This window comes from Amycolatopsis sp. NBC_01480, assembly GCF_036227205.1.
In the GTDB taxonomy this organism is placed as follows: domain Bacteria; phylum Actinomycetota; class Actinomycetes; order Mycobacteriales; family Pseudonocardiaceae; genus Amycolatopsis.
On record NZ_CP109442.1, the window covers coordinates 6,140,993 to 6,154,676 of the forward strand.

Sequence of the window (13,684 nt, forward strand, 5' to 3'; positions counted from 1 at the left end):
CGGTCCAGCATCGACGCCGTGGACTGGCTCAGGGAATTCACGACGGAAGCGCGGCGGCAGCGGGTACGGCCGGAGCCCGAGTGGGGACGGGGCGCGCGGCTCGATCCCGAGGTCGCGCGGAGTGTGCAGCGGTTCCAGGTCGGGGAGTCCGGCGACGGCGCCAATCTGCTGGCCAAGGCGGGCGGACGGTATCGGGAAGCGGTGGTGTTGTTCGTGGCCGAGGAGCAGAACCACGCGCGGCTGCTCGCCCGGCTGCTGGCCGCCGCGGGGAGCACGACGATCGATGGGCATTGGTCCGACGCCGTGTTCGTCCGGCTTCGGCGCGCGCTCGGGCTCCGGCTGGAGCTGATGGTGCTGCTGATCGCGGAAGTCGTGGCGCTGCGGTATTACCGGGCGTTGCGCGACGGCAGCGGGGACCCGCTCACCAGCGAGGTCGCGGCGCGCATCCTGGCCGACGAGGAGCGGCACGTGCCGTTCCACTGCGACCGGCTGCGCGGCGAGTTCGGCGGGACGACCGGCAAGGCCGTCGAGTTCGGGTGGCGGGTGCTGCTGGCCGGCGCGCTCGCGGTGGTGCTGCTCGACCACGGGCGGGCGCTGCGCCGGCTGGGCGTCACGCGGATCGCGTTCGCCGCCGGGGTGCTCAGCCGGTTCGAGCGGGTGCTGGTGGACGTCCACTATGGACGGAAGGAATCGGCTCAGGTACGGCCGTTTCCGCGTCGGGCCCGGCCTCGGGGACTGGTCTGAAGAACCGCTTCAGCGCAGGAGTGACACGAGGTGCGCGCGCAGCACGTCGAGGCATTCCTGCGCTGAAGTCGCCTCAGGCTGCAGGACGGCGCGGAAGCTCAGCCCGTCCAGCAGGGCCGCCAATCGCTGCGCCTCGGGGGCGGCGGCTTCGGACGGCAGGAGGTCTTGACGCGCCATCGCGTCGGTGATGCGCCGCGCCAGGATCAGCGTGCCCCGCATCGCCTCACTCGCCAGATCGGCGATCTCCTCGTCGACGCGGGCGGCGACGAGGAACTCCACCAGCACACCGCCCTCGGCCCGCCGGGTCGCGTCGAGGGGGAGCAGCTCGGCCAGGAACTCCGTCAGCTGGTCCGCCGCCTCGTCGCGGGTCAGCTCCGACAACGGCCGTAGCGACTCGCGGCGCCGCTCCAGCCGGGCCGTCACGCGGTCGATGGTCGAGCGCATGGCGAAGCGCATCAGATCGCGCTGGCCGTCGAAATAGTGCCGCACCGAGCCGATGTTCAGCTCAGCCTCCGTCGCGACCGACCGCAGCGAGACGGCCTGCAGACCGTCGCGCGCGGCGAGGCGCAGCACGGCGTCCGCGATGTGCGCTCGGCGCTGCTCACTGTCGACCTGCTTGGGCACTGGACCTTTCTATCACACCTGTGATACGAATGTTTATGTCACAGTCGTGATAGAAAACGAGGTGGGAGACATGGAGACGGTGCTCAACCTGCTGCTGATCCGGTTCGGCCTGATCGCCGCGGGTCTGGTGGTCCTCGGGCTGGCGGCCTTCGGCGTCGCGGTTTCGTTGCGGCGCAAGGGAAAAGGTGATCGCGTACGGGACGGGGTGGCGACGGCCGCTCGGTTCGCCGGACGGGTGCTGGACGAGCGGCACAGCGGTGGTTCCCGAGCCCGTCGTGGGGGTGGGCTCGGGAACCGCGTCGCCCGCGAAGCCGTGCGGCGGATCGACGACAGCGTCGGCCGGAGGGACCGATGACCGCGCAACCGGCCGCGGTACTCGCCGACGGGGATGGTCACGAGATCCTGCACGAGCTGATGATGGACCTGCTGATCAAGGGCCTGATCGTGCTGGCCGCGGTGGTCCTGCTGGTGCTCGGCGCGGTGGTGATCTGGCGCCGCGCCGGGCGGTGACGCGGGGGCATCCGGCGCCCCCGCGTCACCGGCGTCAGCCCGCCAGCCGGGACCAGAGGAACTCGAACACCAGCGCCCACTTGAACGCGAGCTGCTTGTTGTCCGCGGCGCCGCCGTGGCCGCCTTCGATGTTCTCGTAGTACTGGACGTCGTGGCCCTGTTCGCTCATGCGCGCCACCATCTTCCGGGCGTGGCCGGGGTGCACGCGGTCGTCGCGGGTGGACGTGGCGAACAGGGTCGGCGGATACTCCCGTCCTTTGTGGACGTTGTGGTACGGCGAGTACTTCGCGATGTACTCCCATTCCGCCGGCTCGTCCGGGTCGCCCCACTCGGCCATCCACGACGCGCCCGCCAGCAGCAGGTGGTAACGCTTCATGTCGAGCAGCGGCACCTGGCTGACGATCGCGCCGAACAGCTCCGGGTACCGCGTGAGCATCACGCCCATGAGCAGCCCGCCGTTGCTGCCGCCCTGGATGCCGAGCCGCGCGGGCGTGGTGATCCCGCGGGCGGTCAGGTCGGCGGCCACGGCGGCGAAGTCCTCGTACACCTTGTGCCGGTTGGCTTTGATCGCGCTGGAGTGCCAATCCGGCCCGTACTCGCCGCCGCCGCGGATGTTCGCGACGACGTACGTGCCGCCGCGCGCCAGCCAGCCGCGCCCGATCACGCCGCTGTACGAGGGCGTCAGCGAAACCTCGAAGCCGCCGTAACCGGTCAGCAGCGTGGGGCCGCCTTCCGCGCCCGAGGGCCGGACCACGAAGTACGGGATCTTCGTGCCGTCCTCCGACGTCGCGAAGTGCTGGCTGACCTCGATTCCCTCCGTGGCGAAGAACGCGGGCGCCTGCTTGAGCACCTCGACCTCCTCGCCGACGACGCCGCGGCTCAGCGTGGAGGGCTGCAGGTAGCTGGAGGAGTCGATCAGGTACTCGTCGTCGACGTCCGGCTCGGTGTCCACGATCTCGGCGCTGCCGAACTCCGGCGCCCCGCCCAGCGGCGCCTCCGTCCAGCCATCCGGGCCCGGGGTGAGCGAGCGCAGTTCGGACTTGACGTCGTGCAGCGTCGCGAGCAGCAGGTGGTGGCGCGTCCAGGCCCAGTAGTCCAGCGACGTGTGCGCGTCCGGCGTGAACAGCGCGGTGAAGTCGCGGGAGCCGGCCATGAAGGCGTCGTAGCCGATCACCAGCAGGGAGCCGCCCGGGTACTCGACGCCGCCCGCGGTCCACGGCGTGCGCGGGTGCACCAGCAGCCACTCGCGGTGCACCGAGGCGCGCGCGTCGTCCGGCACGTCGACCTTGACCAGCCCGGACGCCGTCCGCTCGAACAGCTCCGTGCGGTAGAACTCGATGGACCGGTGGACGAAATCGCGCTCGAAGCCCTCGGTCGGGTCGTGGTACGCGGTCGCGGCGATGTCGTCGGACTTGGCCTCGTACACCAGCTTCGCCTGCTCGACCGGTGTGCCGCGCTGCCACTCCTTCGCCAGCCGCGGGTAGCCGGAGCTGGTCAGCGTGCCGGGGCCGAAGTCGGTGCCGAGGTACAGCCGGTCGGCGTCGATCCAGCCGACGCGGTTCTTGGCTTCGGGCAGGAAAAAACCGTCCTCGACGAAGGCGTGCGCGTCGAGGTCGAACTCGCGGACCACGGTCGCGTCCGCGCCACCGCGGGACAGCTGCACCAGGCCCAGCCGGTGGTCCGGGCGCAGCACCGCGGCGCCCTTCCACACCCAGTTCTCGTCCTCGGCCTCGGCCAGCGCGTCGAGGTCGAGCAGGACCTCCCACTCGGGCTCGGCCTGGCGGTAGCTGCTCAGCGTGGTGCGCCGCCACAGGCCCCGCTGGTGCTCGGCGTCCTGCCAGAAGTTGTAGAGGTGCGCGCCGCGGCGCACGACGTACGGGATGCGGCCGTCGGCGTCGAGCACCTCCCGGATCCCGTCCCGCAGCGCGGCGAAGCGCTCACCGGACGTCAACGCTGCCAGCGTCCCGGCGTTGCGGGTGCGGACCCAGTCCAGTGCCTCGTCGCCGGTCACGTCTTCCAGCCACAGGTACGGATCTTCGACACTCATCTGCCCAGTCTCGCCGCTCCACCCGGTTCCCGGCCACCGGATCGGCGTTCCCGTTTCGTGATCCCGGCGCCGGGGCCCGACCGTATGCTGGACCGCGGGTCGGACAGGGGGAGCCAAAAGTGACCGAACGGGCTGACGGCGACGGGCCGCCGGAGCAGGCCGGGCCACCACTACCGCCGCCGGTGGTGGCCCGGCCTCCGGGCTTCGTCGCGCCGCCGGGGCCGTACTGGCCACCGACCGCCTGGGCCCCGCCGCCTCCACCGCCGCGCCGTCGCGGGCTGGCCGGCGGAATGATCGCGCTGGTGATCGTCGTGGCCGCGGTCGCGTTGATGGCCGCGGTGCCGCGCCAGCTGTCCGGGAACGCCGTGGCGGCGCCAGGCTCCGCCCAGCGGTCGGAGGCGGGCCGCCCGCTGAACGGCGCGGGCACGGACCCGCGCGCGGTCGCCCAGCTGGAGACGAACCCCCTGCTCGCGGACGGCGTCACGCTCGCCCGCGTCTCGTGCGACCTGCCCGCGCTCGGCCGTGAAGACGCTCAGCTCCAGGGCTTCTACAGCGCCCTCGTCAGCTGCCTGGACCAGGCTTGGCGCCCGGCGCTGGACAAGGTCGACGAGCCGCGGCTGCCGGCCACGGTGTCGGTCACGCTGCCGAAGGTCAGCGCGTGCGGCGCCGCGCCGTCGAAGGAGGAGGCCGTCGCCTATTACTGCGGCGGCGACACCACGATCTACGCGCCCACCGACTGGATGCTGTCGGACGCCGGGCTGAACCGCTCGCGCCACCTCGCGACCATCGCCCACGAGTACGGCCACCACGTGCAGCGGGAGAGCGGCATCCTGGCCGCGGCGGCGGACAAGATGTCCACACCGGACCAGAGCAGCCCGGGCGACCAGGCGATCGTGCGCCGGATCGAGTTGCAGGCCAACTGTTTCGGCGCGCTGTTCATCGCCAGCGCGATCGGCCAGGGCTCGGTCAGCCGCGCGATCGGCAACGCCGCGGTCGCCGACTACGGCCGGGCCGACGACAGCGTGGACCACGGCAGCCGCGCGCACCAGCTGTCCTGGGCGAAGGCCGGGTTCTCCGGCGGGACCACGGCCGCCTGCAACACCTGGGCCGCGCCGGCGGACCAGGTCAGCTAGGGCCGCGCCACGCAACGTTGGGCCGGTAGTTCATGTCTCGGCCGGAGAGTCCTTGACGGCGTGCGGACGAACCTAGGCCGTCCAGCCGGGGTCGCGGCCGAGCAGGCCGAGGAACCGGTCCAGCTCGCTCGCGCTCGCGGGCACGTCGACCACCGCGGCGAAGGTGCCGTTCTTCTGGCGTTCTTCGGCGTCGGCCGGGATCACGGCGGCGAACTGCAGCGCCGTGGTCACGGCTTCAGGCACCGGCTCGTAGGGCAGGTCCAGTGTCCTGGCCAGGTCCCAGCCGTGGGCGACGGTGTCGACCAGGTGCATCGCGGCGGCCACCTCGCCGGGGAAGGTGCCGAAGGTGTTGATCCGCAGCTGCCGCGCGGGCACGCCGTCCTCGGCGAACGCCTTCAGGAAGTCCTCGACCGAAGCCGCGTACGAGGCGTACGCGTCGGCGCCGAGTTCGCCGGACTCCCAGTCGGCCGCGGAGCCGTGGCGCGCGGCTTCGGCGAAGGCGTGGTTCTCGCTGACCTGGTGGCGCAGCAGATCGGCGAGCGTCCAGCCGGCGCACGGGGTCGGCCGGTCCAGGTCCGCGGAGGTGGCACCGGCGACGATCTTGTCGAGGACGAGCAGGGACTGGCGGTCGAGTTCGAACGGGGTCATGCCCGAACGCTAACCGCCGGATCGGACCAGCAGGAGAGCCAAATCGGGCCGTACTGTGGTGGGCCAATCCAGAATCGGCACTCTAGAGTTGGCGCGGTGGACCTGCACATCGACCTGACCGGCCCGCGCGGCCACCGGGACGAGATCTACCGCCAGATCCGCGAGGCCATCCTCGACGGCCGGATCCGCGACGGCGACGCGCTGCCGCCGACCCGTGAGCTGGCCCAGCGGCTGGCCGTCTCGCGCACCACGGTCAGCGCGGCCTACGACCGGCTGACCGCCGAGGGGTTCCTCAGCGGACGCGTCGGCGCCGGCACGTTCGTCCGGTCCGGCGCCGCCCCGTGGCCCGCCGGGCCGTCCGCCGAACCCGCCGCGGGCGTGCGGCCGCGTCCGGAGTGGACGGACGTCCCGCCGCCGCCGCGCTCGTTCGCGGACGCCCCGGAGTTCGATTTCCGTTCCGGGGTCCCGGATGTGCGGCTCTTCCCGTTCGACACCTGGCGCCGGCTGACCGCGTCGCGGCTGCGGGAGTCCCGCGCCGAGCTGCTGACGTATGGCGACCCGCGAGGCGATCCCCGGCTGCGGGCCGGGATCGCGCGGCACGTCGGCGTTTCGCGGAACGTCCGCGTCCGGGCCGAGGACATCGTGGTCACCGCCGGGGCGCAGCAGACCGTCGACCTCGTCGCGCGGGTGCTGCTGGGACCGGGTGACCTGGCCGCCGTGGAGGACCCCGGGTACCCGCCGCCGCGGCTGCTGCTCGGCACGCTCGGCGTGCGCGTCGCGACCGTCCCGGTGGACGACGAGGGCATCGTCGTCGCGGAGATCCCGGCCGGGACGCGGCTGGTGCACGTGACGCCGTCGCACCAGTACCCGATGGGCGTGTCGATGTCGCTGGCGCGGCGCCACGAGCTGCTCGACTGGGCCGAGCGCACCGGCGCGGTGATCGTGGAGGACGACTACGACACGGAGTTCCGCTACACCGGCCGGCCGCTGGAACCGTTGCACAGCTTGGATTCCCACGGCCGGGTGGTGTACGTCGGCTCGTTCTCGAAGGTGCTCTCCCCGGCGTTGCGGATGGGGTTCCTCGCGGCGCCGCCTTCGCTCACCGGCGCCATCGTCAAGGCGAAGTACCTGGCCGACTGGTCCTCCCCGGCGATCGAGCAGGCCGTGCTCGCCGATTTCCTCGCCGAAGGCGGTTTCGCCCGCCACATCCGGCGGATGCGCAAGGTCTACCGCGAACGGCACGACGTCCTCCTCGGCCTCCTTCGCCGTGACTTCGCCGATGTACTGACGCCACGTCCTTCGGCGGCCGGCCTCCACCTCAGCGCGGCTGCCGAGCGGGACCTGCGCGCGGTGCTGCCGCGGGCCAGGGCGGCGGGAGTCCGCCTGCTCGCGCTGGACGATTTCGCCGTCACCTCACAGCGACACGGCCTGCTGTTCGGCTACGGTGCGATCGCGGCCGAGCGCATCGCGCCGGGGCTGGCCCGGCTGCGCCGGGTCCTGGACGAGGGAGATCGATGACCGACGACGTGATGGTGGCCATCGACGCGGGCCTGCGCCGGCACATCGGCGGCGACCGGGCCGGCGCCCGCGAGGCCTTCGTCAAGCTGTGGGCCGAGATCGGCGCGGACGGCGACCCCTTGCACCGCTGCGCGCTGGCGCACCACCTGGCCGACGTCTGCGACGACCCGGCCGAGGAGCTGCAGTGGGACCTGCGCGCGCTCGCGGCGGCCGACTCGCTCACCGACGAGCGGGTGCAGGAGCACCAGTCGAAGCTGGCCGTGCGGGGTTTTTACCCTTCGCTGCACCTGAACCTCGGTGAGGACTACCGCAAACTGGGTGACTTCGAAGCCGCCCGCCGTCACCTGGAGGCGGCGCGGGAGCGGCTGGACGCGCTCGGCGACGACGACTACGCCGCCGGGATCCGCGCCGCGCTGGACGGGCTGGCCGAACGGCTTTCCTGAGCCACGCGCCCTTACCACAGGTAAACGTCGCCCGCTGGACTTTCGCGCACGGCACCGGGGCCTTAGCCTGATATGTCCCAGCTCACTGCGGAGAAGGGATCGCCATGCGGATTGAAGATTTGCTGCGCGGGAAAGGCACGGCAGTCGCGACGGTCGCCCCGGGGACCACAGTGACCGAGTTGCTCGCCGGTCTGGCCAAACACAATGTCGGCGCGATGGTGGTGACCGCCGAGGACGGCGGCATCGCCGGGATCGTGTCCGAGCGGGACGTGGTCCGGCGGCTGAACGACCACGGGCCGTCGATCCTCGACGGCCCGGTCGCGGACATCATGACCAAGCTCGTCGCCAGCTGCGGCCCGCAGGACTCGGTCGACCAGCTGAGCGTGCTGATGACCGAGCGGCGGATCCGGCACGTGCCGGTGCTCGTCGAGGGCAAGCTCGCCGGGATCGTCAGCATCGGCGACGTGGTGAAGAGCCGGATGGAGCAGCTGGAGAAGAGCCAGGAGCAGCTCGAGGCGTACATCGCCCAGGGCTGAGGGCTATTCGCGCCAGCCGCTCAGCTCGACGCCCTTCGCGACGTCGACGCGGTAGGCGAGTGTCACCGTCCCGGTCGCGCCCGGCGCCAGGGCGAGCAGCCAGGTCAGCTCGCCCAGTTCGGTGCGCTCGGCGGGCTCCGGGACGGTGCGCACGTCCCGGACCGTGATCGCGTCGTCGCGTGAGACGGGCGTCTGGTCGAGCACGGTGACGGCGGCCTCCCGCGGGCCGTGGTTCGTCACGGTGGTGCGGTATTCCGCCTCGCGGCGGCGTTGCCCGGACAGCGTCGCCTTGCTCGCCGTGCGCTTCACCAGCTCACGCTCGACCCGGATGCGGTCGTCGACGCCCAGCGCCAGCTCCAGCTCCTCGCCCGGCGCCCACACGTCCAGCCGGGTGGTGCCGACGAATTCGGCCTCGTGGAACACCGACGCGCGGCCCGGGCGCAGGGTGTGCTCGGAGGTGTTGACGACGGTCGCGCGCAGGTACGCCTCCGCGGCCTGCACCGGCGCGGTCACGTAGCCGAGTTTCGCTTCGAGGTCCAGCTGCGCGAGCGTGGTGCGGTGGCCCTGCGCGCCGGACGGGATCGCGACGGGGCGGCCCGGCCGGTACGTGACCGCCGTGGCGCCTTGCTCGACGGCGGCGACCTTCGGCGCCATCCGGTTGAGCGAGAAGGAGGCGCGGTCGCGCACCATCGCGCTGCCGGGCGCGGCCGCGCCGTAGGCCATGGGCTCGGCCGGGGGAGGGGGCTGGACGCGGTCGAGGTACCAGGGCTGGAGTTCCGGCACCACCACGGTGTTCGCCGGGCGGGCGGTGGACAGCGCCAGCTCGCACTCCGGCCAGTCCTCGCCGGTGTGCTGGCTGACCAAGCCGTGGGAGGTCACCGTGACCTGCGCGTCGCGCACCCGCACGTCGTAGCCCGGTTGCCAGCTCGCGCCGGGGACCACATAGGACAGTTCCAGCTCGACCTCGCTGTTTTCCGTTCCATCCAGGGGTTCCAGCTCGACGGTGACCGTGGAACTGTCCTGTTCGGACTGTGCGCTGTGCGCCTCGATCCGCCGGTCCAGCGCGGCGAGGTCCTCGCGGAGCCGGTCCAGCCGGGCGGTGACGGCGCGGCGGCCCTTGAGCGCGGCGGCCAGCTGCGTGCCGAGCGCGTCGCTGACCTCCGCGACACGGCCCGGCTCCGCGTCTCCCGCGGCGAGCGCCTTCGCGAAGCTGGTTCCGCTGCGTCGCGCGACGCCCGTCAGCATTTCCACCTTCGCTGCTTCGGCCGCTTCGTCGTCCGCAGCGGCGTCGAGCGTCGCTTGGTCTTCTCGCCGCTGCTCGACGAGCGCGCGCAACGTTGCGTCCGCGGGCTCGGCGTGCTGCTCGAACGAGACGTCGACTCCGGTGACCAGCGCGGCACCCGTGCCGGTGACGCGGACGGACTCCGCGTCGAGCGCCAGTGGCAGCCCGGCGATGCGCAGCCGCGCGCCGTCGGCCAGGCTCGCGCGGCCGCGGCGGGTGATCCGCGCCTGCTGCGGGTAGACGGTGACGGCGACGATCGGGGCTTCGACGGTGGTGGCCATACCGGCGACGTTAGTCGGTAGACGCGGCTCGCGGTTGCGGGAAGTGTGAGGTGTGCTCGCCCGCTTCGTCCTTCTTGGGGGTTCTTGGTGAAGGCTTCTCGGCTCGCCCTCGTGCTCGGCGTGGTGCTCGCGCTGCCGTTCGGCACGGCGGTGGCGCAGGCGGACCCGCCGCCCGCGCCGGTGTTCACCGGCGGGCAGGCGCAGCCGGTGTTCGACCCGGCCGACGTGCTGCGCGAGGACGTCTGGGTGACCGCGCCGGTGGACAGCGACCACGACGGGCAGGACGACCTCGTGCACGCCCAGGTGGTCCGGCCGCGCGCGACGTCGCAGGGCATGAAGGTCCCCGTCGTGTACCAGGCGAGCCCGTACTTCGCGGGCGGCAACGACGTCGCGAACCACAACGTGGACACCGAGCTGAACGTGCCGACGGAGGGGCCGCGCGTGCCCACGCGGCGCGTCGGCCCGCAGCCTCCGATCGGCTGGAGCTACCAGGACTACTTCACCGCGCGCGGGTTTGCCGTGGTGTACGGGGAATCGCTCGGCACCGGCCAGTCCACCGGCTGCCCGACCACGGGCGACGTCAACGAAACGGCCGGCGCCCGTTCGGTGGTCGACTGGCTGAACGGCCGCGCGCCCGCCCGTGACGCCGCGGGGGCGCCCGTCACGGCGGGCTGGAGCACCGGCCGGACCGGCATGATGGGCGTGTCCTACAACGGAACCCTGCCGAACGCCGTCGCGAGCACCGGCGTCGAAGGCCTCGAGACGATCGTGCCGATCGCCGCCATCTCCAGCTGGTACGACTACTACCGCAACGCCGGCGCGGTCGTCGCCGCGGGCGGCTACCAGGGCGAGGACGCGGACGTGCTCGCCGAGTACGTCTACACCCGCGACGACCGGCAGGTCTGCCGCCCGGTGATCGACGGGCTGACCGCGGCCCAGGACCGGGTGACCGGCGACTACAGCCCGTTCTGGGACGTGCGGAACTACCGCAACGACGTCGGCAAGGTGCACGCTTCGGTGCTCGCCGTGCACGGGCTGAACGACTGGAACGTGAAGACCGACCAGGTCGCGACCTGGTACGAAGCGCTGAAAGCCCACGGCGTCGAGCACAAGATCTGGCTGCACCAGTTCGGGCACAACGACCCGCTGTCGCTGCGCCGCGACGTCTGGCTCCAGACGCTGAACAAGTGGATGTCGCACTACCTGTACGGCGTCGACAACGGGATCCAGAACGAGCCGAAGGCGACCATCCAGCGCGAGGACAAGTCCTGGACCGACGAGGCCGACTGGCCCGCGCCGGGCACGACCGGCGTCAAGGTGTACCCGTGGCCCGGCGGGAAGGCGAAGGGGACGCTCGACACGCACAACCCGGTGCCCGGCCGCCCCACCTTCGAAACCCTGTCCGACGACGCGGGAAAGACGATCGAGCAACTCGTCGACGCCGCGTCCTCGGGCAACCGTCTGCTGTACGCGACTCCGGCGGCTCACCAGCCGTTACGGCTGTCGGGCACCGCGCGGGCGGACCTGGAGCTGTCCTTCGACCGGCCCGCCGCGAACGTCACCGTGGTCCTCGCCGACCGCGCGCCGGACGGGAAGTCGCACGTGATCAGCCGCGGCTGGATCGACCCGCAGAATCGCACGAGCCCGGCCGTCACCACGCCCGTCACGCCGGGCACGCCGTACCGGATCGGGGTGGACCTGATGCCGAAGGACTACGTGCTGGCCGCCGGCCACCGCCTGGAATTCCTGCTGGCCTCCAGCGACCACGACTACACCCTGCGGCCCGCGCCGGGTGCCGGCCTGGCGCTGGACCTGACGCGGACGTCGGTCACGCTGCCGGTGACCGGCGGGCGCGCCGCGCTCTCGGCGGCCTTCGGCGGCTGACGAAGGTCTTGTGAGTGTTTATGCCGGTTAGAACCGTCATAAACACTCACGAGCGCTTGGGGTCAGTCCGCGATTCCGGCCCGGTACGCGAAGGCCACGGCCTGCGCGCGGTCCCGGAGCCCAGCCTTGGAGAAGAGGTGGTTCACGTGGGTCTTGACGGTCGCCTCGCTGACCACCAGCGTGCGCGCGATCTCGGTGTTCGACAGGCCCGCCGCGATCAGCCGCAGCACCTCGATCTCGCGCGTGGTCAGGCCTTCGACCTCCTGGGCGCGCACCGGGGCCCGCCGGGTGGCGGCGTCGACCAGCCGCTGCTGCAACTCGCCGTCCACTGTGGACTGACCGGCGGCGGCGGAGCGCAGGGCGCGGGCGATCGCCTCGGCGTCGGCGTCCTTGGTCAGGAAGCCGCGGGCGCCGGCCTTGAGCGCGGCCAGCAGGGAGTCGTCGTCGGTGTAGGTGGTGAGCACGACGACCTCGGTGCCAGGGTGCTGCGCGCGCACCAGCTCCGTGGTCTCGACGCCGTCGCGGCGCGGCATGCGCAGGTCGACCAGCAGGACGTCCGGCCGGTGCTCGGCGACGAGGTCCAGCGCGGCGACGCCGTCCGCGGCCGCCCCGACCACCTCGACGCCGGGCAGCAACCCGAGCAAGGTCACCAGGCCCTCCCGGACCACGGCCTGGTCGTCGGCGATGACCACACGCAGGTTCACGCCGGCACCGTCAGGTGAATCCGCCATCCGTCCTCCCCCGGCCCGCTGACCAGTTTCCCCTCGAGCAGCGCGACCCGTTCGCCCATGCCCCGCAAACCGTATCCCGCCGCCGGCGCGTCCGGCGGCCGCCTGCCCTGCCGGTCGGCGACGGTCAGTTCCACCTGCTCGGATGAGAAGGCCAGCGTGACGTCGACGTCGGCCTGCTGCGCGTGCTTGCGCGTGTTGGACAGCGCCTCCTGCACCGCGCGGACCAGCGTGGTGCCGACCGCCGCGTCGAGCTCCCGCGGCTCACCCTCGACGACGAGGTCCGCCCGCGCGCCGGTGTCCAGCCGGTAGCCCGCCAGCAGATCGGCCACCGCGCGCTCCACCGGAACAGCGTCCTCACGAAGCGCGGCGACGGCCTTGCGCGCCTCGGCCAGCCCGTCCGACGCCAGCTTCTGCGCGCGTTCGACCTGGGCGACGGCGTCGGGACTGGCCCCGTCGCGAACCAGCATCAGCCGCGCGCCCTGCAGGTTCAGGGCGAGCCCGGCGAGTGAGTGGGCGAGCACGTCGTGCACCTCGCGGGCGATCCGCGCGCGCTCGGCCAGCGCGGCGGCGCGCGCGTGCTCCTCGGCCGCCGTCTGCGCGCGGGCGAGGGCGAGCTCGGTCTGCTCCAGCCGCGCGCTGCGGCCCCGCCGGTTGGCGGCGAGCAGGAGCATGAGCACGGGCAGGGCGAGGATCGAGACGGCGCTCAGCCAGTCGAGCCGGTGGACCAGGGCCATCGCCACGATCGCGCAAGTGCTGAGGCAGGTGGCGACGATCGTCAGCCCCTTGCCGTACGCCCGCATCAGGTAGAACGTCGTGCTGAACATCGCGACCGACGTCAAGCTGTTCGGCTGCACCACCCACACCGTGCCCGCGCAGACGATCACGGCGACCATCGCGGTCGGCAACAGCCACGTTGGCCGCGCCGGCGGCCTCAGCATCGCCACCGAGCAGACCAGCGTGACGCCGATCAACGGCCACAACCACCCGCTCGCCCCGGGAATCGAGACGAGCATCGGAAACGCGACCAGCCCCCAGCGCAGCCAGTCCAGCGGCCCCAGCGGCGGCCGGTCCCCGCCGGTGGCGATCGTGATGGTGTCCATGGCCCTCCCGGGTACTCGTACGGAAATGTACTTGCAGCGGGTCAGTTGTGCGGCTTCCCCGGGTGGCTTGGGTGCTTCTCTGCGCCGCTTGCGTGCGTGGCTTCCCCGCGGGCCCTCTCCCTGCGGCATCCAGCAATTCCGCCGGACGGGAGATAAGCGCGCTCTCGCGGGGTTGTGCCGGTTCGCCGCGCATGTCGCGTTCT

The 13,684-nt window shown here is 72.3% G+C and carries 14 protein-coding genes; 8 read left to right on the forward strand and 6 right to left on the reverse strand.

The window, feature by feature from the left end:
* The first annotated feature begins 18 nt into the window (after positions 1–18).
* Positions 19–744 carry a ferritin-like domain-containing protein gene (locus OG371_RS29370; RefSeq protein WP_442876001.1) on the forward strand — a complete coding sequence of 242 codons (726 nt, stop codon included), beginning with the start codon at positions 19–21 and terminating at the stop codon, positions 742–744.
* Between the two features lie 9 nt (positions 745–753).
* On the opposite strand, the gene OG371_RS29375 is transcribed toward OG371_RS29370, so the two are convergent.
* A complete protein-coding gene (locus OG371_RS29375; protein WP_329058543.1) occupies positions 754–1,368 on the reverse strand; it encodes a TetR/AcrR family transcriptional regulator in 615 nt (204 codons plus the stop codon).
* A gap of 70 nt (positions 1,369–1,438) precedes the next feature.
* Between OG371_RS29375 and OG371_RS29380 the strand changes: the two genes are divergently transcribed.
* Both OG371_RS29380 and OG371_RS29385 read left to right on the forward strand, forming a co-directional pair.
* The gene (locus tag OG371_RS29380) at positions 1,439–1,723 is read left to right on the forward strand and encodes a hypothetical protein (RefSeq protein WP_329058545.1); all 285 of its coding nucleotides are present in this window, start codon (positions 1,439–1,441) and stop codon (positions 1,721–1,723) included.
* Positions 1,720–1,878, forward strand: coding sequence for a hypothetical protein (locus OG371_RS29385; protein ID WP_329058547.1), 159 nt, complete (start codon positions 1,720–1,722; stop codon positions 1,876–1,878). The genes OG371_RS29380 and OG371_RS29385 overlap by 4 nt, the downstream gene beginning before the upstream one ends.
* A 34-nt stretch (positions 1,879–1,912) precedes the next feature.
* Here OG371_RS29385 and OG371_RS29390 read toward each other — a convergent pair whose 3' ends face one another.
* Complete coding sequence (locus OG371_RS29390) at positions 1,913–3,925, reverse strand: prolyl oligopeptidase family serine peptidase (RefSeq protein ID WP_329058548.1); 2,013 nt, start codon at positions 3,923–3,925, stop codon at positions 1,913–1,915.
* A 119-nt stretch (positions 3,926–4,044) separates the two neighbouring features.
* Between OG371_RS29390 and OG371_RS29395 the strand changes: the two genes are divergently transcribed.
* Positions 4,045–5,058, forward strand: a complete 1,014-nt coding sequence (locus OG371_RS29395) for a neutral zinc metallopeptidase (RefSeq protein WP_442876002.1) — start codon at positions 4,045–4,047, stop codon at positions 5,056–5,058.
* Positions 5,059–5,130: 72 nt separating this feature from the next.
* Here the strand turns inward: OG371_RS29395 and OG371_RS29400 are convergent, their stop codons facing one another.
* Positions 5,131–5,706, reverse strand: coding sequence for a TIGR03086 family metal-binding protein (locus OG371_RS29400; RefSeq protein WP_329058550.1), 576 nt, complete (start codon positions 5,704–5,706; stop codon positions 5,131–5,133).
* 96 nt (positions 5,707–5,802) lie between these two features.
* Here OG371_RS29400 and pdxR point away from each other — a divergent pair, with 96 nt between their 5' ends.
* The 3 genes from pdxR to OG371_RS29415 all read left to right on the forward strand — a co-directional run bounded on the left by pdxR (position 5,803) and on the right by OG371_RS29415 (position 8,203).
* Positions 5,803–7,224 (forward strand): MocR-like pyridoxine biosynthesis transcription factor PdxR, encoded by a 1,422-nt coding sequence (pdxR, locus tag OG371_RS29405; RefSeq protein WP_329058552.1) that lies wholly within the window; start codon positions 5,803–5,805, stop codon positions 7,222–7,224.
* On the forward strand, positions 7,221–7,667 hold the full coding sequence (locus OG371_RS29410) for a hypothetical protein (RefSeq protein ID WP_329058553.1): 447 nt from the start codon (positions 7,221–7,223) through the stop codon (positions 7,665–7,667). The genes pdxR and OG371_RS29410 overlap by 4 nt, the downstream gene beginning before the upstream one ends.
* 104 nt (positions 7,668–7,771) lie before the next feature.
* Positions 7,772–8,203, forward strand: coding sequence for a CBS domain-containing protein (locus tag OG371_RS29415; protein ID WP_329058555.1), 432 nt, complete (start codon positions 7,772–7,774; stop codon positions 8,201–8,203).
* Positions 8,204–8,206: 3 nt separating this feature from the next.
* Here the strand turns inward: OG371_RS29415 and OG371_RS29420 are convergent, their stop codons facing one another.
* On the reverse strand, positions 8,207–9,766 hold the full coding sequence (locus OG371_RS29420) for a DUF4139 domain-containing protein (protein WP_329058557.1): 1,560 nt from the start codon (positions 9,764–9,766) through the stop codon (positions 8,207–8,209).
* An 87-nt stretch (positions 9,767–9,853) separates the two neighbouring features.
* On the opposite strand from OG371_RS29420, the gene OG371_RS29425 reads away from it, so the two are divergent.
* A complete protein-coding gene (locus OG371_RS29425) occupies positions 9,854–11,650 on the forward strand; it encodes a Xaa-Pro dipeptidyl-peptidase (protein WP_329058559.1) in 1,797 nt (598 codons plus the stop codon).
* A 62-nt stretch (positions 11,651–11,712) separates the two neighbouring features.
* Here the strand turns inward: OG371_RS29425 and OG371_RS29430 are convergent, their stop codons facing one another.
* Both OG371_RS29430 and OG371_RS29435 read right to left on the reverse strand, forming a co-directional pair.
* On the reverse strand, positions 11,713–12,354 hold the full coding sequence (locus OG371_RS29430; RefSeq protein WP_329073296.1) for a response regulator transcription factor: 642 nt from the start codon (positions 12,352–12,354) through the stop codon (positions 11,713–11,715).
* The gene (locus OG371_RS29435) at positions 12,351–13,481 is read right to left on the reverse strand and encodes a sensor histidine kinase (RefSeq protein ID WP_329058561.1); all 1,131 of its coding nucleotides are present in this window, start codon (positions 13,479–13,481) and stop codon (positions 12,351–12,353) included. The genes OG371_RS29430 and OG371_RS29435 overlap by 4 nt, the downstream gene beginning before the upstream one ends.
* Positions 13,482–13,684 lie beyond the last annotated feature (203 nt).